The following is a 20,220-nucleotide window of genomic DNA, read 5'->3' on the forward strand; positions in this document are numbered from 1 at the left end:
CCGCAGTGGCCCCTACCGTCGGGGGGAACGCTTGTAAGCCCCGTCACACCCGACGGGCACCGTCCGGACCTGGAGAAAACCGCCCATGACCGCCGTACTCGCCCCCAATCACTCCCAGCTCAGCCCGCTGCGTTTCCTGGAGCGCTCGGCGGCGGTGTTCCCCGACCGCACCGCGATCGTCCACGGCGACCGCCGCTACAGCTACCGCGAGTTCGGCGACGAGGTGCAGCGGCTGGCGCGGGTGCTGCGGGCCCGCATCACCCCCGGCGACCGGATCGCGTACCTGTGCCCCAACACCCCCGAGATGTTGATGGCGCACTTCGCGGTGCCGCTCGCCGGCGGTGTGCTGATCGCGTTGAACTCGCGCCTGGCGGGCCCGGAACTGGAGTACATCCTCGATCACTCGGGGGCCTCGATCCTCTTTGTGGACTCCGAACTGCTCGGCTCCGCCGCCACCATCCGTGAGACGGTGCCGACGGTGCGCGAGATCGTCGAGATCCCCGACTCCACGAACATCGTCGACGAGCCCGTCGCCGGCGTCGCGACCACCACGTACGCCGAACTGCTCGCCACCGCGGTCGACGGCGCCGAACTGCCGTGGACGGTGGACGACGAGCTGTCCCCGATCGCGATCAACTACACCTCCGGCACCACCGGAAAGCCCAAGGGCGTCATGTACTCCCATCGCGGCGCCTACCTCAATTCGTTCGGTGAGACCTTCCACAACGGGTTCACCGGGGACTCGAAGTACCTGTGGACGCTGCCGATGTTCCACTGCAACGGCTGGTGCACACCCTGGGCGGTCACCGCTGCCGGCGGCACCCACGTGTGCCTGCGGGCGGTACGCGCGGACGCGATCTGGGACGCGATCGACACCCTCGGGATCACCAACCTGTGCGGCGCCCCGACCGTCTGCTCGATCATCGCCGACGCCGATCAGGCGCACCCGCTGGCGCACCCGATGCGCATCACCACCGCAGGCGCCCCGCCGTCGCCGACGATCATCGGCAAGCTCGAGGCGCTCGGCGTCACCGTCGTGCACGTGTACGGGCTGACCGAGGTGTACGGGCCGTACACGATCTGCGAGCCGCAGGAGTCGTGGGCGGCCCTGGATCCGGCGGAGCGGGCGGTGCTGATCTCCCGGCAGGGCGTCGGCATGCTGCAGGCCGAGACCGCGCGGGTGGTGGACCCCCAGATGAACGACGTGCCCGCCGACGGGGTGAGCCTCGGCGAGATCGTGCTGCGCGGCAACAACGTGATGCTGGGCTACTACCGGGACGAGAAGGCCACCGCGGAGGCGTTCGCCGGTGGCTGGTTCCACACCGGCGACCTCGGCGTCATGCACCCGGACGGGTACATCCAGCTCAAGGACCGCGCGAAGGACATCATCATCTCCGGCGGCGAGAACATCTCCACCGTCGAGGTCGAGCAGGCGATCGTCTCCCACCCGGCGGTCGCGGACGTCGCGGTCGTGGGCGTCCCGGACGACAAGTGGGGGGAGCGCCCGAAGGCGTTCGTGCTGCTCCGACCGGGTGCGGAGCTCACGGCGGAGGAGTTGATCGCACACACCCGGAGCCTGCTCGCCGGGTACAAGGTGCCGCGTGACATCGCGTTCGCGTCGGACCTTCCGCGCACCCCGACAGGCAAGATCCGCAAGAACGAGCTGCGGGCGGGCGGAAGCCCGGTTACCGGCGCGTAGCAGAATGGCCCACGACAAGATGACGAGCATTTCAGGTTTGGAGAGATGACTGTGCAGCTGATCGGAGTGATCGGTGGCGGCACCATGGGTGCCGGAATCGCCGAGGTGTGCGCGAAGGCCGGGAGCGAAGTCCTGGTGCTCGAGACGAAGCAGGAGTTCGCGGACGCCGCCACCGCGCGGATCGCCTCGTCGATCTCCCGCGGCGTCGCCAAGGGCAAGATCACCCAGGAAGAGGCCGACGCGGCCATCGCCCGCGTGCGGGTCACCCTCGACATCGAGGAATTCGCCGACCGGGACCTGGTCATCGAGGCCGCCCCGGAGATCGAGGCACTCAAGTACGAGATCTTCGGCAAGCTCGACAAGATCGTCAAGCCGGCCGGCATCCTCGCCACCAACACCTCCTCGATCCCGGTGATCAAGGTCGCGGGCGCCACGCAGCGTCCCGAGCAGGTCGTCGGCGTGCACTTCTTCAACCCGGTGCCGGTGATGCCGCTGGTGGAGATCATCTCCACCCTGGTCACCTCCCCGGAGACCGCCGCCGCGGTCACCGACTACGCGAGCAGCACCCTGGGCAAGACCACCGTGCAGGCCGGTGACCGGTCCGGGTTCATCGTCAACGCGCTGCTCATCCCGTACCTGTGCCAGGCGGTGCGGATGCTCGAATCCGGGTACGCGTCCGCCGAGGACATCGACGCCGCGATGAAGGGCGGCTGCGGCTACCCGATGGGTCCACTGACGCTGCTCGACACCGTCGGCCTGGACATCGCGCTGGCCGCGGCGGAGTCGCTGTACGCCGAGTTCGCCGAGCCGCACTACGCCCCGCCGGCGCTGCTGCGCCGCATGGTCGACGCCGGCCGTCTGGGCAAGAAGACCGGCCGCGGCTTCTACGACTACAAGTAGGCGTTACGCGCCTGTGCGCGCTTCCGGTGGCTGGGACCACCGGAAGCGCGCACAGGTGCCGCGAGTCAGCTGAACGCCGAGAGCGCACCGACCACAGCGAGGGTCGCGCCCACGCCACCGATGATCGTGCCCAGGCCGGATACGACGGGCTGGATCTGCTTGATGAGGGCGAGATCCTCTTCCGACGAACCGGCGCGGGTTGCACGTGCTACTGCCATTGAACTACTCCTCGAATGTGTGAGTGGGTGAGCGGGATGTATGTAACCGGACCACTCGGCCCGAATCGCCCTCCCGAGAACGAATCTCGCCCGTAACCGCAGGTGACGGGTTTGAATCCGGCTGCCGCAAATGTTCACGGCGTAGCCTCGACTCCATGACGGTCCAGCTGCGATCGCCAACCGGACGCGCAGTCGTACTCGCGACCGTGCTCGGTTCGTCGCTGGCGATGCTCGACGCGACGGTCGTCAACATCGCGCTGCCCCGGATCGGTGAGGACCTCGGCGCCACGGTCTCCGGACTGCAGTGGGTCCTGAGCGGCTACACCCTGACCCTCGCCTCCCTGATCCTGCTCGCAGGCGCGCTCGGCGACCGGCTCGGCCGTCGGCGCGTGTTCGTCTGGGGAACGGTCTGGTTCACGCTCGCCTCGATCGCGTGCGCGCTCGCGCCGACCATCGAAACGCTCGTCTCGGCACGCATCCTGCAGGGCATCGGCGCCGCCCTGCTCACACCGGGCAGCCTGGCGCTGCTGTCGGCGACGATCGACCCCGACGACCGGGGCACGGCGATCGGGTTGTGGTCCGGGTTCGGCGGCGTGGCGTCGGCTGCGGGGCCGCTGGTCGGCGGCTGGCTCGTCGAGGTGGCGTCGTGGCGTGCGGTGTTCTGGCTGAATGTGCCGCTCGCGATCGCGGTGGTGTGGGTGTCCGTGCGTCATGTCCCCGACAGCCGCGACCCGCAGGCGCACGGCCGGCTCGACCTGCCCGGGACGACGCTGGGCATCGTCGCGCTCGCCGCGCTCACCTACGGCCTGATCGCCGGGCAACCTCTTCCCGTGGGCGGCGGGATCGCAGTCTTCGCGGCCTTCCTCGTCGCGGAACGTCGCTCCCCCGACCCGTTGGTCCCACCGTCGCTGTTCCGCTCCCGGGTGTTCACCGCCGCCAATCTGGTGACGCTGACGGTGTACGCCGCACTGGGCGGGGTGTTCTTCCTGCTCGTCCTGCAGTTGCAGATCGTGGCCGGATACTCGCCGATGGCGTCCGGGCTGGCGACCCTGCCGATCACCGTGCTGATGCTGGTCCTGTCGGCCCGGGCCGGGCGCTGGGCGCAGCACCACGGGCCACGGCTGCCGATGACGGCCGGTCCGCTGATCGGCGCGGCCGGCCTGCTGTTGATGCTCCGGATCGGTCCGGACGCTTCGTATCTCACGGAGGTACTGCCTGCGGTTCTCGTCTTCGGGCTCGGCCTGTCCACGTTGGTGGCCCCGCTGACCGGGGCCGTGCTGAACTCGGTCCCGACCGAGCGGTCCGGCATCGCGTCGGGTGTGAACAATGCCGTGGCCCGCAGCGCTCAACTCCTCGCGGTCGCGGCCCTGCCGGGGCTCGCGGGAATCACCGGCTACAGCGACCCGGCGTCGTTCTCGGACGGGTTCCGGGTCGCGATGCTGATCTGTGCCGGACTGATGCTCGCCGGTGCCGCCATCGCCGCAGCGATGGTCCCTACAGCGAAGCCCCTTGCGGAACAGCCGGATTCGATCGAGTGCCGACCACATTGCGATGTCTCTGCGCCGGCGCTCGCACCGGAGGATTCCGCTCGCGGCGAGCGTTGACCTCGCTTCACCCCGCGGTGCGGCGACGGCGTGCGCAGTGCCGTGCCTTCCCGAACCTCGGAGGTCATCGTGGGCCATCAGTTCACCGACACCGTCTCCGTCGCCTGGCTTCGCGAACACCTCGCAGACCCGGCGCTCGTCGTAGTCGACTCGAGCACCCACCTGACCCTGGCGAAGGACGGGCCGTACTCCGTCGAACCGGGGCGGGCGACCTATGCGGCCCCTCCGACGTGGCCGTGTACGACGGGTCCCTGACCGCGTGGAGGCGGACCGGTCGCTACCGCTGGTGCTGGGCGAGAACCCCCGATAGCGGGCGGAGATCGGGACAGGTCACGGCCGCTGCTCTTTCCAAACGGGCCGCGGGCTGGAAACGTGAGCGGTGGACCTCGCCCGGCACCGGTTGCGGGCGGGGTTCCGCTGGACCGAATTTCCGCCGCGAAAGGACGTCACCATGCCCATCCGTTCGAGCTACCCGGAGGGTGTCCCCTGCTGGGTCGACCTGTGCGCGAGCGATCCCACTGCCGCGAAGGACTACTACTCCAGGCTGCTGGGCTGGGAATTCGAGGACATGCCGAACCCCGGGGGCGGGGTCTACTCGATGGCCCACCTGCGCGGCCACACCGTCGGCGCGGTCGGCGGGCAACCACCGGGCACCCCGGCCCGGACGCCGTCGCACTGGAACACCTACCTCGCCACCGACGACGTCACCGCGACGACGGCCAAGGTCGCGGCGGCAGGCGGGCAGGTGGTGATGGGGCCCGACGATGTCGGTGACGCCGGGCGAATGGCATTCGTGACGGACCCGACCGGCGCGGTCGTCGGACTCTGGGAGGCGGGCAGGCACATCGGCGCGACCCTGGAGAAGGAGACGGGCACCCTCGTCTGGTCCGAGTTGATCACCCCGGAGCCGGCGAAGGCGATCGCGTTCTACGCCGACGTGATCGGCGTGACCCAGACCTCCGCGCCGATGCCGGAGGGTTCGTACACGCTGCTGCACGCGGGCGGCGAGAACTTCGGCGGCTGCTCCACCCCCCGTGCACCGCAGGTCCCCTCCCACTGGCACGTGTACTTCGCCACGGACGACACCGATGCCGCGGTGGAAACGTCGACCGCGGCAGGCGGATCGGTGCTGGTCGCGCCGTTCGACGTTCCGAGCGCCGGGCGCATGGCGGTGCTCGCGGACCCGACCGGCGGCGTGTTCAGCGTCCTGCGACCCGACCCCGCACAACAGTAGGCGTGGCCGTGGCACTGGAGTGGCTCGCGCTGCTGCGCCGAGCCCACCACGAATTCTCCACTCGCATCGAGGCGGTCACCGACTGGTCCGCCCCGACCCCGGACACCGAGTGGAACGTCACCGCCCTGGTGCGCCACGTCATCGTCGAACAGCAGTGGGTGCCGCCACTGCTCAGCGGGCTGTCGATCGACGAGGCCGAGGGCCGGATCCGGCCGCTCCGCGACGACCTCGCGGCGGAGTGGGACCTCTACTCCGGGTTGGCGATCGCCGCCTGGGACGCCGCGCCGCCGGCGACGCCGGTGCACCTGTCCTACGCCACGGTGACGGTGGAACACTATCTGCGCGAGCAGGTTTCCGACGTGACGATTCACGCCTGGGATCTGGCCCGCGCCGCCGGCCTGGACGACCGCTTGGACTCCCGGCTCGTCGCCGGGGTGTGGGAGGTCCTGGACGAGCAACGGGACATGCTCGCCGCCAGCGGCCTGTTCGCCGATCCCGTCCCGGTGTCCGAGGACGCCTCACCGCAGGACCGCCTCATCGCACTGACCGGCCGCGATCCGCGACCGTCCGACAACCAGCCGCCCCGGGAGGTACGTGATGACGAGTGAGCACGACATCAAGCCCCGCAGCCGGGACGTCACGGACGGACTGGAGAAGACCGCGGCCCGCGGCATGCTCCGGGCCGTCGGGATGGGAGACGACGACTGGGGCAAGTCCCAGATCGGTGTCGCCTCGTCATGGAACGAGATCACCCCGTGCAACCTGTCCCTCGACCGGCTGGCGCGCGCGGTCAAGGACGGCGTGCACGCCGCCGGCGGCTACCCGCTCGAATTCGGCACCATCTCGGTCTCCGACGGCATCTCGATGGGCCACGAGGGCATGCACTTCTCGCTGGTGTCGCGGGAGGTGATCGCGGACAGCGTCGAAACCGTCATGGAGGCCGAGCGCCTCGACGGCTCGGTCCTGCTCGCCGGCTGCGACAAGTCACTGCCGGGCATGTTGATGGCCGCGGCCCGACTGAACCTCGCCTCGGTGTTCCTGTACGCCGGCTCGATCCTGCCCGGGACCGCGAAGCTGTCCGACGGCACCGAGAAGGACGTGACGATCATCGACGCCTTCGAGGCCGTCGGGGCATGCGCGCGGGGCCTGATGAGCCGCGAGGACGTCGACGCGATCGAGCGGGCCATCTGCCCCGGCGAGGGCGCGTGCGGCGGCATGTACACCGCCAACACGATGGCCAGTGCGGCGGAGGCGCTGGGCATGTCGCTGCCCGGGTCGGCCGCCCCACCGGCCACCGACCGCCGACGCGACGGTTACGCGCGGCGCAGCGGGCAGGCCGTGGTCGAGTTGCTGCGCCGCGGCATCACCCCGTCCGACATCCTCACCACCGAGGCGTTCGAGAACGCGATCGCGGTGGTGATGGCGTTCGGCGGGTCCACCAACGCGGTGCTGCACCTGCTCGCGATCGCCCACGAGGCCGGTGTTCCGTTGACTCTGGAGGATTTCAAACGGGTCGGGGCCCGCGTCCCGCACCTGGCGGACGTCAAACCGTTCGGGGCGTACGTGATGAAGGACGTCGACCGCATCGGTGGTGTCCCCGTGATCATGAAGGCCCTGCTCGACGCCGGCCTGCTGCACGGCGACTGCATGACAGTCACCGGACGCACGGTCGCCGAGAACCTCGCCGACATCGCACCCCCCGACCCGGACGGCAAGGTACTGCGGGCGATGACCGCACCGATCCATCCGACCGGCGGCATCACCATCCTGTCCGGATCTCTGGCCCCCGGTGGCGCGGTGGTCAAGTCGGCCGGCTTCGAGTCCGACGTGTTCACGGGCACGGCACGGGTTTTCGACCGCGAGCGGGCCGCACTGGATGCACTGGAGGACGGCACCATCACCGCCGGGGACGCGGTGGTGATCCGTTACGAGGGCCCGAAGGGCGGGCCGGGGATGAGGGAGATGCTCGCCATCACCGCCGCGATCAAGGGCGCCGGGCTCGGCAAGGACGTCCTGCTGCTGACCGACGGCCGTTTCTCCGGCGGCACCACCGGCCTGTGCGTCGGGCACGTCGCACCGGAGGCGGTGGACGGCGGGCCGATCGCCTTCGTGCAGGACGGCGACCCCATCCGGCTCGACGTCGCATCCGGCCGGCTCGACGTGGTCATCGACGAGGGTGAGCTGACACACCGCGCACAGGGGTGGGAACCGTTGCCGCCCCGGTACACTCGCGGAGTGCTGGCGAAATACACGAAGCTGGTGGGATCCGCCTCGAACGGGGCCGTGTGTGGCTAATCGGGCGAGCGAACGGCGGCAGGCCCGCGAGTTCGAGATGATCCAGGCGGAGGTCGAGCGGAACCTCCTCGGCGGCGAGATCAAGTACACCCGGGAGCAGGTCTCCGAGATCTCGGGGGTCCCGCTCCCCCGCGCGCAGCGCCTCTGGGTGGCGATGGGATTCGCCGTCGATTCCGATCCCGGCACCCCGATGTTCACCGACGCCGATGTCGCGGCCCTGCAGGCGATCACGTCGCTGGTGGACCGCGGCATCATCGACCCCGACCTCGAGGTGTCGGTGACCCGCGCCCTCGGGCAGTCGTTCTCGCGTCTGGCCGAGTGGCAGCTGGGCCTGCTCAACAGTCACATCGTCGATCGGGTCCGCAGCCACGGCGCCGACCAGGCGGTCGACGTGCACGCGGTCGCCGCGGAGGCGACGCTCGTGGCCGAGCAGATGCTGCCGACCTTGGAGAGACTTCAGTCGTACGTGTGGCGGCGGCACCTGGCGTCGAACGCCGCCCGCTTCCTGGACAACCGTGGCGAGGACGTCGCCAGCCGCGCCCTGACGATCGGATTCGCCGACATGGTCGGCTACACCAGCCTGACCCGCCGCCTGGACATCACCGAACTGACCGAACTGCTCGAGTTCTTCGAGTCGACCGTCACCAACGTGATCAGCCAGAACCACGGCTGGGTGATCAAGAACGTCGGCGACGAGGTGCTGTTCGCGGTCGAGGACCCGGCCGACGCCGCGCGAATCGCGTTGGCGCTACAGGACGCGGCGGCGAGCACCGAGGAGCTGCCGAACCTGCGGGTCGGACTCGCACGCGGCGAGGTGCTGATGCGATTCGGCGACGTCTACGGCTCGGTGGTGAACATCGCCGCGCGCCTGACCAGCGCCGCCCGCCCGGGCACCGTGCTGGTCGACGAGAACGTGGCCGAGGCCCTCGGGGCGGTCCGCGACTTCCATCTGCGGCCGCTGCGCACCCTTCGGGTACGCGGCTTCAGCCGACTCAAGGCGTACGCCCTGCGCCGCTGACCTCCCCTCGATTCCCGAATGGCCCATTGGTTCGGTCAGTGCGAACCAATGGGCCATTCGGGAACCGCAGAGGATGGGTGCCGGGCTACGCGCCCAGCGATTCCAGGGCGGTGCGAGCCTCCTCGAGCTGTCGGCTCAGCTCCTCGACCCGCTGGGCGGCGGCCTCCCGCGCAGCCGAGATCACCGATGCGACCGCTTCCTGCGCGGCCGGATCGCCGAGTTCGCGAACGGCCCGCTCGGCGGCGTCGGCAGCGACCGGGGCGGCCTTACCGGGCCGCTTGGCGCCGTGGGTGACGGTGACGGTCCACTCCCCGCCGGCTTCGCCGTGCAGGGTCACGCTGATGCCGGACGGTTCCTTCGTGCGGCGGGGACGCTTCGGCGCCGGGGCCGGTGGAGTGGTCGGCGGGACATCGGTTTTCGGTGCGGTCACGGCAGCCTTCGGTGTGGTTGTCGGGGCATCGGACTTCGGCGCAGCCGGGGCCTTCTTCGCCGGCGGGGCCGAGGCGGCCGAACGCTCCAGCGCGGACCGGGCCGACGCGGAGCGGGTGCGGGGTGCCGCGGGGGCCGGCTTGGGTTTCGGCTTCGCAGCGGGCTGCGCCGGATTGCGGGTCAACCGCAATTCGTCTGCCTCGAAGGGGAGTTCGTCGTTCACACCCTTCGGACGAATCAGCACGGTGGTGCCGTCCACCGACACCACCTTCGCCGAGCATCCGGCGGGCAGGCCGAGGCTCGGGGTCGCTTCGTTGAGGTACACGGTGGCCCGTTTGCCCGCGGAAAGTGCGGCGGCCAGGTCGATCAGATCCTGCTCGGTGAGGCGGTCACCGAGTCGTGCGCGAGGGGGCATCTGCGATCAGATGGGCCTGAAGCCCGCGCCGACACCGCCGTGCGCGTTCAGGTCCGCCATGATTATGTCGATGTCGGTTCCGAGTTCGGGGCCGAGACATGCGACCCCCACGTAGGCGTTCACCATGCCGACCAATGTAGTACCGCGCACCACCGGGCTTCCCGAGTCACCCTCGATCACACACATCTGGGTCCACGTCTCGTTGCTCTGCAGCAGGTCGCCCCACACGATCCCGCAGGTGTTCCCGGTTCTGAGCCCCTGCTTGCACACCACGTCGGGGAACGCCGCCGGCGATCCCACCGCGTTGATGGTCACCCCGCCGACCCTGTTGACGGGCACCACCTTGGCCGGATCGAACTGGATCACCGCGTAGTCGAGGCCTCTGTTCTTACCGACGATCTGACCGACCGTGCCGGCGTCCTGTCTCGCCTCGGACACGATCGAATAGCCGGGCTCACCGCAGTGGCCGGCCGTGATCCCGACCAGCCGGTTCCCACCGTCGTGCCCGATCGCCGTCAGCGTGCAGAGCGCCTCGTCGCCGACGATGATCCCCGACCCGCCCCCGAGCACCACCGGAGAGGCCGCGGCCGACGCACCGACCCCGAGATATCCGAACATCGCCGCGACCACCGCGAACACGAATGCAATCTTCTTGGCCATCGTCCGACCCTCCGGGAGATTCTCCGGCACCGGGCCTCACGCCCGGTCCGTGGGAAGACGAGCTCGGATTCCAGTATCCGCGCACCCTCAAGGGCCCCGCAGTCGAACGCGCCAATTCGAATACACATCGCCTCACCACCGAGGGAACCGGCGACGAGGCACCCGCAACGAGAGCGGTGGCAGCCCTACCCCGTGGCCCGGTTGGCGCGGCGGGCGGCGAGGAAGTCGTCGACGATTCGCTCGCGGGCCCGCGCGTCGAGCGGGGGCAGCGCCCCGAGCCGGGCGAACACCAGCGGACCGAGCAGCTGCGCGAGGGCGATCGCGTGGTCGTCCCGGCCGAGCAGCTCCCGGCCCTCCGCGCCGGCGAACACCCGGTCGAAGGGCTCCCGATACTGCTCGACGATGCGACGCCGCAGCGAGCGCAGTTCGGGGCGGTCGGCGTCGCCGTCGGAGTCCCCGAGTCCGGGCCCCATCCCGAGCCAGCACATGGCGGTCAGCTGGGCGGGGGCCTCGTCGATCAACCGGTCCTGCTCGGTCAGCAGCACGATCAGTTGCTCCCGCAGCCCCAGGTCGTCGGGGACCACCGATGCGGGCGGCAGCAGCCGCGCGAACGCCGCCGCCAGCAGCTCGGTGCCGCTGTCGAAGTGCCGGTACAGCGTCGCGCGGGCGACGCGCGCGGCGCCGGTCACGGCGTCGATCGTGACGGCCTCGATGCCGCCGCGGGCGAGCAGGGCGGTCGCCGCGTCGAGCAGTCGTGCCCGTGAGCGCGCCTTGCGCGGATCCTCCCGCCCGGGGTTGTCAGCGTCCACGGCACCTCCAATTCACGACCGTCACCGGAGAGGTTGTGAAACCACCGTCCCACAAACGATACTGGCAGTCTTGTTTGGCGGTGGGGAGGCCACATGAATGCACGCACCAGGTCCGGCACCGGCATGTCAGGCCGTGAGATCTGGACCCTGACGGTGGTGTGTGCGGGAGTGGCCCTGGTCATCGCCGCGATGGCCGCACTCAACTCGGCGCTCCCTGCGATCGCACTCGAGACCGGCGCGACCCAGAGCGAACTGACCTGGATCGTCGACAGCTACACCCTCGTTCTCGCGGCGCTGCTGCTGCCCGCAGGCGCGCTGGGCGACCGCTACGGTCGACGCGGGGTGCTCCTGGCCGGGCTCGCGATCGTCGCGGCCGCATCCGTCGGCCCGATCTGGCTCGACTCCCCGACCTGGCTCATCGCGTTCCGCGCCGTCGCGGGCGTCGGCGCCGCCCTCGTGATGCCGGCGACGCTGTCGTTGCTCACCGCCACCTTCCCGCCCGAACACCGTGCCCGGGGCGTCGCGATCTGGGCGGGGACCGCGGCGTCGGGCGGGGTCGCGGGCATGGTGGTCTCGGGGCTGATGCTCGAACACTGGCCGTGGCAGTCGATCTTCGTGGGGTTCTCCGTGGGCGCGGTCGCGCTGTTCGCCGCCACATGGACGATCACGGGATCCCGGGCCGAGAACCCACCGCCCATGGACCTGCCCGGTGCCCTGCTGTCCATCGGCGCGGTCGGCGGCTTCGTGCTCGGCATGCTCGAGGGCCCGATGCGCGGGTGGAGCGACCCGCTGCCGCTGTGTGCGCTGGTGGTCGGCGGGCTGTGCGCGGTGGCCTTCACGGTGGTCGAACTGCGCCGCGCCGAACCCCTACTCGACGTGCGCCTGTTCGGCAACCGCGGGTTCAGCGCCGGATCCCTGTCGATGACGTTGCAGTACCTCGCGTCGTTCGCGCTGTTCTTCCTGATCGTGCAGTACATGCAACTGGTTCTCGGATACAGCCCGTTGATGTCCGGACTCGCGTTGGCGCCGATTGCGGTGCCCGTGATGGCGGTGTCGGCCGTGATCCCGTGGTTGCTGCCCCGGATCGGCCTGCGTTGGCTGAGCGTGATCGGCCTCGCGCTGACCGGTGCCGGGATGCTCGCCTTCTCGACGGTCGAGGCCGACAGCGGCTACTGGGCCAGTGTCGCCGCCCTGATGATCTACGCGTTCGGTCTCGGACTGTGCACCGCCCCCGCCACCCACGCCATCATCGACAACACCCCGGACGACAAGCAGGGAGTCGCGTCCGCCGTCAACGACACCACCCGCGAGGTCGGCGCCGCCATCGGGATCGCCCTGGCGGGCAGCCTGCTCGCTGCCAGCTACAGCCAGGGCATCGCACCCGCCGTGGAGGCCGTGCCGGAGGCGGCGAAGGAGCCGGTCGGCTCGTCCCTCGCCGCCGCGCTCGAAGTCGCGAAGATGGCCGGACCGCAGGGCGATCAACTCGCTTCCTTCGCCCGGTCCGTCTTCATGGACGGGATGGCCGACGCGGCCCACGTGCTCGGCGCGATCCTGATCGTCGCGGCCGTCGCGGTCGGCATGATCGCGCCGGGGCGGATCCGCACGAAGTCGGCGCGGCTGGAAGAAGACACGGAACTGGTCGGCTCCGAGAAGGACTGACCGACTGAACCATCCGTTCATTCGATCTACTCGACTGAACGATTCCGTTCATGCGGAAGGCGGCACGGCGCGCGGGACGCTAGCCGGCGACGGTGAGCACGAGCAGGGCGACGTTCAGCGCGACGATCACCGCGGTGGCCGCCCACGCCGCGATCGTGGTGGCTCGACGGTTGACGTGCTCACCCATCAGCTCGGGCTCGGATGTCATCCGGACCAGCGGGATCAGCGCGAACGGGATGCAGAAGCTCAGCACCACCTGGCTGATCACCAGCGACATGGTCGGGTCGGCGCCGCTCGCGAGGATGACCAGCGCCGGAATCAGCACCAGAATCCGGCGCAGCAGCATCGGGATCCGGAAGTGCAGCAGGCCGGCCATGATCTCGGCACCGGCGGCGCACCCGACCGAGGTGGACGCCAACCCGGAGGCGAGCAACCCGATCGCGAACACCACCGCCACCGCAGGACCGAGCGCCGAGGAGATGGCGGCGTGCGCCCCCTCGATGGTGTCGGTGCCCTCGACCCCCCGCAGCGCGGACGCGGCGAGCAGCAGCATGGCGATGTTGACGGTGCCTGCGACGGCGAGCGCCGCCCCGACGTCGAGCTTGGTGGCCTTGATCAGGCGCGGCAGCAGGCCGGGCCGGATTCCACGGCCGTGCCGGTCCCGGGCCAGTGCGGAGTGCACGTAGATCGCGTGCGGCATCACGGTCGCCCCGAGCATGCTCGCCGCGAGCAGCACCGTCTCGGCGCCCTCGAACCGCGGGACCAGACCGCCGAGGGCGTCCCGCGACGAGACGTCGGTGAAGGCGAGACCGCTGACGAAGCCGAGGGTGATGATCGCGAGCAGGCCCATCACGACGAACTCGAAGGTCCGCTGCCCACGCGCCTGGGTGGAGAGGATGGCCATCGACACCGCGCCGGTGATCAGACCTCCGAGCCAGAGCGGCAATCCGAACAGCAGATTCAGCGCGATCGCACCACCGATCACCTCGGCGAGGTCGGTGGCGACGGCGGCGAGTTCGGCCTGCAACCAGAACGCCTTGCGCCGGCTCGGACGCAGGCGGTCGCCGAGCAGTTCGGGCAGCGACCGGCCGGTGACGAGCCCGAGTTTCGCGGACAGGTACTGCACGAGCACGGCCATCGCGTTGGCCATCACCAGGACCCAGACCAGCAGGTAGCCGTACTTGGCGCCGGCGGTGAGGTTGGCCGCGACATTGCCCGGGTCGACGTAGGCGATTGCGGCGACGAACGCGGGGCCGGCCAGCACGATCAGGCGGCCGAGGCTCCTCCACCTCCGCGTCGGAGGGGTGTTCGACTCGAGCGTGCGCACACTCACCTTGACTGGTCTCCCGTCCACGTCAACACCACTATTTGCGAAACCATATCAAAAAGTTTGGGTGTCCGAACTTTGCCGTCCCGACTCGCTGTGGCAGGGCGGATCCTACGGGCGCAATTGCATCTCCGCGCGCCCTCGCGACCACCGCGAGAAGGCGATCTTCCGGTGCTGCCGGCGCGGGCGCCCACGCGCGACAATGACGTCATGACCTCCCGACCGGCGCCCGATTCGGTGTCCACCCGGGACCGGATGAGTGCGCAACGCCGCCGCGACACGGTGCCGGAGATGGCGCTGCGGCGGGAACTGCACCGCCGCGGTCGCCGGTACCGGGTGGACCGGGCGCCGCTGCCGGGCGTGCGGCGCCGGGCCGACCTGGTGTTCCCGACCGCGAAGGTCGCGGTGTTCGTGGACGGTTGCTTCTGGCACCGCTGCCCGGTGCACGCGACCGCGCCGAAGAACAACGCGCAGTGGTGGGCGGACAAGCTGGACGGGAACGTCGCCCGGGACCGGGACACCGATGCCCGGCTCGCGGCGGCGGGCTGGGCGGTGGTGAGGGTGTGGGAGCACGAGGACCCTGTCGCCGGTGCCGACGCGGTGGAGGCCGCGCTGCGCGCGCGTCAGGAGTGCGCGGGCTCCCGCCGTTCAGAGCCGAGCCCGACCCGACGGACGGCCGCGGCCGCGACCGGGGTCAGCGCCACGGCGAAGGCCAGCGCGATGCACGAGCCGAACACCAGGCCCGCGGCGACATCGTGCGGGTAGTGCACACCACTGACCACCCGCGACGCCCCCACCACCAGGGCGGTGAGGGCGGCGACAACGCCGAGCCAGACGCGGCGAGCGGCGTACGCGGCAAGGACCACTGCCGTCGCCAACGCCGCGGAGATGCCGGAGTGATTACTGGGGAACGACCAGTCTCCGAGCGGCGGACACTCGGACAGCGCGTGGACACCGGGGATGGCGGTGCAGGGGCGCTCCTCGGTGACCACCGATTTCACCGCGAGGGTCGCGAGCGCCGAGCCGGCCGCTCCCGCCCCGGCCGCCAATCCGACCGCGAGGGTTCGCGTGTCGCCGCGTCCCCACCACAGCGCCAGCGCGAGCATGCCGGCCAGTGCGAACAGCCCCGCCTCCGCGACGAGGTCGCTGACTGTACCGGCCCCGGCGGGCCAGGACGCGGTCATCGTGTCGACGTCCCGGTACAGGGAGGTGGACCACCCGATGATCGGGTTGGTCGCCATCTCGGCCGGACCGAACACGGCGAGAATGCCGGCAGCGACGATCAGGGCGGCCAATCCGAGAGGCCAGTGCCGGGGAAGGAAACGGGTACGCACCCGGCGGAATGTACTCGGCGAAACTGGTAGGAAACTGAGAGCGGACCGCGGCGCAACCCTCGGCGGGTGAACACCCGGAAAACGTCACTGGACGAACGTCCAGTGCCTAGGGTCGTCAGGAACCTTCGTCCCCACGCATCACGAGGTGGCTTGTGGCCCTTTCCCCCGCCAACGTCTCCCGCCGCGCCTTCCTGGCCGGCCTGTCCGCACTCGGAGGCGCGGCACTGCTGCCCGCAGCCGCCGGCGCCACCCCTGTCCTTCGCCAGGCACCGGACGCAGGCCCCGGCCTGATCCGCAACCCGGAGTTCGGCAACGGCGTCATGGCCGGGGTGCCCCGCACCGACGGCGCGACCCTGTGGACACGGGTCGGCACCGACAGCGCAGGCACCGGCAGCATCGGGACCGGCAGCATCGGGACCGGCAGCGCCGGGAGCAGCGCGGCAGGCGGAGAACTGGCGTTGGTCGTCTCCACCCGCGAGGACCTGTCCGCCCCGGTGCTCGCCGAGCGGGTCCAGGTGCAGGGCGACGCCGACGGCACAGTGCATTTCGACGTCAGCGGCCTCGCTCCGGGGGAAACGTACTACTACCAGTTCCGGGGAACCGGGGGCGAGTCGCCCGTCGGACGGTTCCGGACGCTGCGGCCCGCCGACTCCAACGAGCCGGTCCGCATCGGCTGGTTCACGTGCCAGGGGTTCGAGGAGGGCTACTACGCCGCGCACCGCCACCTCGCCGCGGAGGACCTCGACTTCGTCGTGTGCCTCGGCGACTACGTGTACGAGTTCACCAAGCCGGGCGTGCGCGGCGTGGCCACCAACGCGTTCCCGCAGACGATCGACGCCATGCGGGACAAGTACCGCCAGTACCGCACGGACGCAGATCTGCGGCTGATGCACAGCAACCACGCGTTCGTGCCGCTCTGGGACGACCACGAGTTCCGCAACAACTACAGCAAGGACGGGTGGACGTTCCCGGTGATCTCGCCGATCGACGGTGCGGTCGGATTCCAGCAGAAGAAGCAGTGGGCCTGGCAGTCCTGGTTCGAGCACATGCCGGTACCCCGGTTCGCGGGCGACCCGACCCGCACCTACCGCTCGCTGCGGGTGGGCCGGACCGTGGAGCTGTTCGCGCCCGACACCCGCCAGTACCGGGACCGGCAGGCGTGCGGCGACTCGCTGGACCACATCGTCTGCGCCGAGGCCGATGCGCCGGGACGGACCATGCTGGGCGCGGCGCAGAAGCAGTGGCTGCTCGACGGCCTGGCCACGTCGGACGCTCGCTGGAAGGTGATCGCCAACCCCAACATGATGATGGGCATGGTGGTGGCGGACGACGGGACCCGCGCCTACATGGACACGTGGGACGGCTACGGAGCCGAGCGAGCCGAGATCCTTTCCACCGCAGCACAATCGGTCGACAACCTGGTACTGGTGACCGGCGACGACCACGACGGCTGGGCGGGCGAACTGTGGGACACCGGCTTCGGGCCGGGGACCCCGAGCGGAGCCCAGGTCAACGCGCCCGGCACCCGCCGCGCGGGGGTGGAGTTCGTCGTCCCGTCGGTGACGTCGTCCAACACCGGCGACGGCGCCTACACCAGCAGCGCCGCCGACCCGGCCGGGGCGCGCGCCGAGGAGGCGAGCCGGCTGGCGAAGAACCCGCACCTCCGGCACGCCGACATGGTCGGCCACGGCTACGGGATTCTCGAGGTCGACGCCGGCGAGGCGCGGTTCGCGTTCCGGTCGGTCGACAAGCTGAACCCGAACGCCGGGGTGGAGACGTCGAAGGCGCTGCGCGTCGGGTCCGGGGAGTCGGTGATCCACGAGGCGTGACCGCAATGTGACGGCCCCGAGCGGGTGCGGCGAAAACCTTTGTGCACAGGGTCATTGCTCCGCACACACAGGCTTTGCACGCACGAAGCCTGTGTGCACGCGCGAAAACCCCTGTGCACAAGAGTTCTGCACCAACAACACATCCGGCATCGCGCGCACCGTGCGTCCGCCCGCGAAAACCCCTGCGCACAAGAGTTCTGCACCAACAACACATCCGGCATCGCGCGCACCGTGCGTCCGCCCGCGAAAACCCCTGTGCACAGGGTCCATGCCCCGCGCACACGGGCTCTACACGCACAAAACCCCTGTGCACCCGTCAGGACCGGTGTGCACAGGGGTTTCGCGCGACGCCACGGAGGGTGTGCGTCGGCGTTCGAGAACTAGCCCCAGCGGGACTGGCCGCCGTCCAGGGGCATGGTCGAGCCGGTGAGGTACCGCGAGTCCTCGGAGCACAGGAAGACCACCGCGCGCCCGATGTCGGACTCCGGGTCGCCCACCCGGCCGAGCGGGATGCCCGCGACGAACTCCGCGGCCTCCTCCGGGTTCTTGTCCATCCACCACTCGAGCGCGGGCGTCACTGCATGCGGGGCAACGTTGTTCACGCGGATCCCGTCCTTGCCCCACTCGGCGGCGGCGGCGCGGGTGAGCACCCGCGTACCCTCCTTGATCGAGCCGTAGACGCCGTAGTTGCTGGCGTCCCAGCGCACCGCCGCCGACGTCACCAGGTTGACGATCGAGCCGCCGCCGCGGGCGACCATGTGCGGGTGGCACGCCCGCATGAACCGCAGGGTGGCCATCGGACCGGACGCGAACGCACGCTCGAAGTGCTCGTCCACGACGTCGAGCAGCGGACCGGGCTTGGAGTCGTTGGCGTTGTTGACCATGATGTCGACGCCGCCGAACTGCTCGACAGTGCTTGCGACGGCCGCCTCGATGTCCTCGGCGACCGAGACGTCGCAGCGCACCGGGATGGCCCGCCCGCCGAACTCCTCGATCTCCGCGACCGTCTTGTGCAGCTTCGACTCGGTGCGGCCGGCGACAGTGATCGCGGCACCCTCCTTCGCCAGGGCCAGCGAGATGCCCCGGCCGATGCCTTGCCCCGCGCCGGTGACGATCGCGATCCTACCGTCGAGAATTCCCATGCTCATGCTCCGATCAGGCTGTGTGTCAGTTGATTTCGGGGTGGGTGGCGAGGTAGCGGGCCGGGTACTCGCCGCCGCCGTGCACCGCCAGGTCGGCGCCGTTGACGTACGCCGCCAGCGGACCTCCGAGGAACAGGCAGGCACCGGCGATGTCCGAGGGCACCGCCATCCGGCCGATCGGCAGGGTCCGGGTGACCGCGGCACCGCCGTCCTCCCCGTACACCGACGCCGCGGCCTCGGTGCGGATCAGTCCGGTGGTGATGTGGTTGACGCGCACCTTCGGCGCCCATTCCAGCGCGAGGGCCTTGGTCAGCATCAGCAGGCCGGCCTTGGCCGCGGAGTAGGCGGCGGTGCCGGGCTGCGGGTCGTGCGCGGACACCGACCCGATGTTGACGATCGCCCCGCCGGTCTCCTGCTGCTGCATCACCGCGTTCGCGGCCTGTGCAACGTAGAAGGGCGCCAGCAGGTTCAGTGCGACGATCTTGTCGACGAACCGGGTAGACACGGTCGCGGCGTCCGCGTCCGGTGAGCCACCGGCGTTGTTGATCAGCACGTCCAGCCGACCCATCGCCGAGTTGGCGGCGTCAACCATCGCCTTCGCGGCGTCGGCGTCGCGGAGGTCGACCGGCAGGAAGCCTGCCTCGACGCCGTCGACCGCGATCGGGGCCTCCGGTGCACTGCGCGCACACACCGTCACCTGCGCGCCGGCCGCGAGGAACGTCTCTGCGACCACGCGCCCGATGCCCTTGGTGCCGCCGGTGATCAGGACGGCCTTGCCCGTGAAGTCGGCCGGGTTGTCCCTTCCCGGGAACTCGGCTGCGTTGCTCATCGCCTACTCCCCGAACCGGGCGTGGGCACCGGTGATGGCGCCGCCGACCTCGAAGTCGACGCCGGTCTCGCCGCGCCATGCACGGATCGGCAGCCGGTCACCCGGGAAGGCCGGGGCCGCGAAGCGTCCCGACAGCTGCACCAGATCCGCCGGGTGCGCTCCGAGCGCACCGGCCAGGGGCAGCGTGCTCGCAGCCAGCGTGCACAGCCCGTGCATGATCGGGCGGGGCTGCCCGATCACCGCGGCCGCGGCCGGGTCGATGTGGATGTGGTGCATGTCCCCGAGCAACCGGTACAGCGCCGTCTGGTTCTCGGCGGTCACCAGCTCCGTCGTGACCGCGGGGTCGCCGGTCGGGCCGGCAGGCTTCGACGGCCCACGCTCGCCGCCGAATCCGCCGTAGCCGGGCGCGAACAGCGACCAGGTGGCGACGAAGTACTCGCTCTCGACGACCACCTCGAACACCGCGGCGGCACCCTTGTCCCACACCTCGCCGACGCGCGCGGACAGCGTGACCTCACCGGAGCGCGGGAGCGGCGCGAGCACCGTCAGTTCCTGCGAGCCGTGCAGTGCGGTCTTGGTGTCGAAGGCACCGCGCGAGCCGAGTTCGTCGGGCGCCCACTGGGCGAGGGTCAGCGCGAACGTCGGCAGCACCCGCAGCCGGTCCTCCATCACGAGGTCCAGGTCGGTGGCCTTCGCACCCACGGCGAGCGCGTAGAGGATCGCGTCGCGTTCGGTGTAGCTCACGGTGCGGGTGCCGAGGTCGGCCCCCTTCCAGGCGCCGGCCGGCTTCTGCTCCACTGCCGTCATTCTTCGTCCTTC

At 70.4% G+C, this 20,220-nt stretch carries 19 protein-coding genes and 1 pseudogene; 11 read left to right on the forward strand and 9 right to left on the reverse strand.

The genetic code is table 11. The features are described from left to right. The first annotated feature begins 85 nt into the window (after positions 1-85). Both ACWEPG_RS01565 and ACWEPG_RS01570 read left to right on the forward strand, forming a co-directional pair. Positions 86-1,699: a long-chain-fatty-acid--CoA ligase gene (locus ACWEPG_RS01565; protein WP_452593724.1), complete on the forward strand. Its 1,614-nt coding sequence runs from the start codon at positions 86-88 to the stop codon at positions 1,697-1,699. 51 nt (positions 1,700-1,750) lie between these two features. Beyond that, complete coding sequence (locus ACWEPG_RS01570; protein WP_452593870.1) at positions 1,751-2,599, forward strand: 3-hydroxybutyryl-CoA dehydrogenase; 849 nt, start codon at positions 1,751-1,753, stop codon at positions 2,597-2,599. Positions 2,600-2,664: 65 nt separating this feature from the next. Here ACWEPG_RS01570 and ACWEPG_RS01575 read toward each other — a convergent pair whose 3' ends face one another. Next, positions 2,665-2,817 (reverse strand): hypothetical protein, encoded by a 153-nt coding sequence (locus tag ACWEPG_RS01575; protein ID WP_450111810.1) that lies wholly within the window; start codon positions 2,815-2,817, stop codon positions 2,665-2,667. Positions 2,818-2,972: 155 nt separating this feature from the next. On the opposite strand from ACWEPG_RS01575, the gene ACWEPG_RS01580 reads away from it, so the two are divergent. The 6 genes from ACWEPG_RS01580 (at position 2,973) to ACWEPG_RS01605 (ending at position 8,968) form a co-directional block, all read left to right on the forward strand. Beyond that, positions 2,973-4,421, forward strand: coding sequence for an MFS transporter (locus ACWEPG_RS01580; RefSeq protein ID WP_452593725.1), 1,449 nt, complete (start codon positions 2,973-2,975; stop codon positions 4,419-4,421). 69 nt (positions 4,422-4,490) lie between these two features. Further along, positions 4,491-4,676 (forward strand): hypothetical protein, encoded by a 186-nt coding sequence (locus ACWEPG_RS01585; protein WP_450111808.1) that lies wholly within the window; start codon positions 4,491-4,493, stop codon positions 4,674-4,676. Positions 4,677-4,872: 196 nt separating this feature from the next. Continuing rightward, positions 4,873-5,655, forward strand: coding sequence for a VOC family protein (locus tag ACWEPG_RS01590; RefSeq protein WP_452593726.1), 783 nt, complete (start codon positions 4,873-4,875; stop codon positions 5,653-5,655). Positions 5,656-5,663: 8 nt separating this feature from the next. Beyond that, positions 5,664-6,263: a TIGR03086 family metal-binding protein gene (locus tag ACWEPG_RS01595; RefSeq protein ID WP_450112039.1), complete on the forward strand. Its 600-nt coding sequence runs from the start codon at positions 5,664-5,666 to the stop codon at positions 6,261-6,263. Next, on the forward strand, positions 6,253-7,950 hold the full coding sequence (gene ilvD, locus ACWEPG_RS01600) for a dihydroxy-acid dehydratase (protein ID WP_450111806.1): 1,698 nt from the start codon (positions 6,253-6,255) through the stop codon (positions 7,948-7,950). Before ACWEPG_RS01595 ends, ilvD begins: the two co-directional genes overlap by 11 nt. Beyond that, the gene (locus tag ACWEPG_RS01605) at positions 7,943-8,968 is read left to right on the forward strand and encodes an adenylate/guanylate cyclase domain-containing protein (RefSeq protein ID WP_450111805.1); all 1,026 of its coding nucleotides are present in this window, start codon (positions 7,943-7,945) and stop codon (positions 8,966-8,968) included. The genes ilvD and ACWEPG_RS01605 overlap by 8 nt, the downstream gene beginning before the upstream one ends. Before the next feature lie 85 nt (positions 8,969-9,053). Here ACWEPG_RS01605 and ACWEPG_RS01610 read toward each other — a convergent pair whose 3' ends face one another. The 3 genes from ACWEPG_RS01610 to ACWEPG_RS01620 all read right to left on the reverse strand — a co-directional run bounded on the left by ACWEPG_RS01610 (position 9,054) and on the right by ACWEPG_RS01620 (position 11,281). Then, positions 9,054-9,812, reverse strand: coding sequence for a DUF6319 family protein (locus ACWEPG_RS01610; RefSeq protein WP_450111804.1), 759 nt, complete (start codon positions 9,810-9,812; stop codon positions 9,054-9,056). A 6-nt stretch (positions 9,813-9,818) separates the two neighbouring features. Next, positions 9,819-10,472 carry a serine protease gene (locus ACWEPG_RS01615; RefSeq protein WP_450111803.1) on the reverse strand — a complete coding sequence of 218 codons (654 nt, stop codon included), beginning with the start codon at positions 10,470-10,472 and terminating at the stop codon, positions 9,819-9,821. A 185-nt stretch (positions 10,473-10,657) separates the two neighbouring features. Continuing rightward, the gene (locus ACWEPG_RS01620) at positions 10,658-11,281 is read right to left on the reverse strand and encodes a TetR family transcriptional regulator (protein ID WP_450111802.1); all 624 of its coding nucleotides are present in this window, start codon (positions 11,279-11,281) and stop codon (positions 10,658-10,660) included. Positions 11,282-11,374: 93 nt separating this feature from the next. On the opposite strand from ACWEPG_RS01620, the gene ACWEPG_RS01625 reads away from it, so the two are divergent. Further along, on the forward strand, positions 11,375-12,940 hold the full coding sequence (locus ACWEPG_RS01625) for an MFS transporter (RefSeq protein ID WP_450111801.1): 1,566 nt from the start codon (positions 11,375-11,377) through the stop codon (positions 12,938-12,940). Positions 12,941-13,019: 79 nt separating this feature from the next. Here ACWEPG_RS01625 and ACWEPG_RS01630 read toward each other — a convergent pair whose 3' ends face one another. Further along, on the reverse strand, positions 13,020-14,273 hold the full coding sequence (locus tag ACWEPG_RS01630; RefSeq protein WP_450111800.1) for an Nramp family divalent metal transporter: 1,254 nt from the start codon (positions 14,271-14,273) through the stop codon (positions 13,020-13,022). 204 nt (positions 14,274-14,477) lie between these two features. Between ACWEPG_RS01630 and ACWEPG_RS01635 the strand changes: the two are divergent. Further along, positions 14,478-14,888, forward strand: a pseudogene (locus ACWEPG_RS01635) (very short patch repair endonuclease); the annotation flags it as partial. A gap of 2 nt (positions 14,889-14,890) precedes the next feature. Here the strand turns inward: ACWEPG_RS01635 and ACWEPG_RS01640 are convergent. Then, a complete protein-coding gene (locus tag ACWEPG_RS01640) occupies positions 14,891-15,601 on the reverse strand; it encodes a phosphatase PAP2 family protein (protein ID WP_450111799.1) in 711 nt (236 codons plus the stop codon). Positions 15,602-15,753: 152 nt separating this feature from the next. Between ACWEPG_RS01640 and ACWEPG_RS01645 the strand changes: the two genes are divergently transcribed. Then, positions 15,754-17,430 (forward strand): alkaline phosphatase D family protein, encoded by a 1,677-nt coding sequence (locus ACWEPG_RS01645; protein WP_450111798.1) that lies wholly within the window; start codon positions 15,754-15,756, stop codon positions 17,428-17,430. Between the two features lie 380 nt (positions 17,431-17,810). Here the strand turns inward: ACWEPG_RS01645 and ACWEPG_RS01650 are convergent, their stop codons facing one another. Genes ACWEPG_RS01650 through ACWEPG_RS01660 form a run of 3 tightly spaced genes read right to left on the reverse strand, consistent with a single transcriptional unit; the run spans position 17,811 to position 20,208 of the window. Beyond that, positions 17,811-18,572, reverse strand: a complete 762-nt coding sequence (locus tag ACWEPG_RS01650; protein WP_452593727.1) for an SDR family NAD(P)-dependent oxidoreductase — start codon at positions 18,570-18,572, stop codon at positions 17,811-17,813. A 25-nt stretch (positions 18,573-18,597) separates the two neighbouring features. Continuing rightward, positions 18,598-19,401: an SDR family oxidoreductase gene (locus ACWEPG_RS01655; protein ID WP_450111797.1), complete on the reverse strand. Its 804-nt coding sequence runs from the start codon at positions 19,399-19,401 to the stop codon at positions 18,598-18,600. Positions 19,402-19,404: 3 nt separating this feature from the next. Next, entirely contained in the window at positions 19,405-20,208 is an 804-nt protein-coding gene (locus ACWEPG_RS01660; protein WP_450111796.1) for a MaoC/PaaZ C-terminal domain-containing protein, read from the reverse strand. Positions 20,209-20,220: the final 12 nt, after the last annotated feature.

The sequence above is a fragment of the Rhodococcus sp. NPDC004095 genome (assembly GCF_053604015.1).

What these genes read in the sequence shown, in the direction of transcription:
- ACWEPG_RS01565 (WP_452593724.1), top strand. Translation starts at nt 86, where the DNA reads ATGACCGCCGTACTCGCCCCCAATCACTCCCAGCTCAGCCCGCTGCGT.
- ACWEPG_RS01575 (WP_450111810.1), bottom strand. Translation starts at nt 2,817, where the DNA reads ATGGCAGTAGCACGTGCAACCCGCGCCGGTTCGTCGGAAGAGGATCTC.
- ACWEPG_RS01580 (WP_452593725.1), top strand. Translation starts at nt 2,973, where the DNA reads ATGACGGTCCAGCTGCGATCGCCAACCGGACGCGCAGTCGTACTCGCG.
- ACWEPG_RS01590 (WP_452593726.1), top strand. Translation starts at nt 4,873, where the DNA reads ATGCCCATCCGTTCGAGCTACCCGGAGGGTGTCCCCTGCTGGGTCGAC.
- ilvD (WP_450111806.1), top strand. Translation starts at nt 6,253, where the DNA reads ATGACGAGTGAGCACGACATCAAGCCCCGCAGCCGGGACGTCACGGAC.
- ACWEPG_RS01610 (WP_450111804.1), bottom strand. Translation starts at nt 9,812, where the DNA reads ATGCCCCCTCGCGCACGACTCGGTGACCGCCTCACCGAGCAGGATCTG.
- ACWEPG_RS01615 (WP_450111803.1), bottom strand. Translation starts at nt 10,472, where the DNA reads ATGGCCAAGAAGATTGCATTCGTGTTCGCGGTGGTCGCGGCGATGTTC.
- ACWEPG_RS01625 (WP_450111801.1), top strand. Translation starts at nt 11,375, where the DNA reads ATGAATGCACGCACCAGGTCCGGCACCGGCATGTCAGGCCGTGAGATC.
- ACWEPG_RS01650 (WP_452593727.1), bottom strand. Translation starts at nt 18,572, where the DNA reads ATGGGAATTCTCGACGGTAGGATCGCGATCGTCACCGGCGCGGGGCAA.
- ACWEPG_RS01655 (WP_450111797.1), bottom strand. Translation starts at nt 19,401, where the DNA reads ATGAGCAACGCAGCCGAGTTCCCGGGAAGGGACAACCCGGCCGACTTC.
- ACWEPG_RS01660 (WP_450111796.1), bottom strand. Translation starts at nt 20,208, where the DNA reads ATGACGGCAGTGGAGCAGAAGCCGGCCGGCGCCTGGAAGGGGGCCGAC.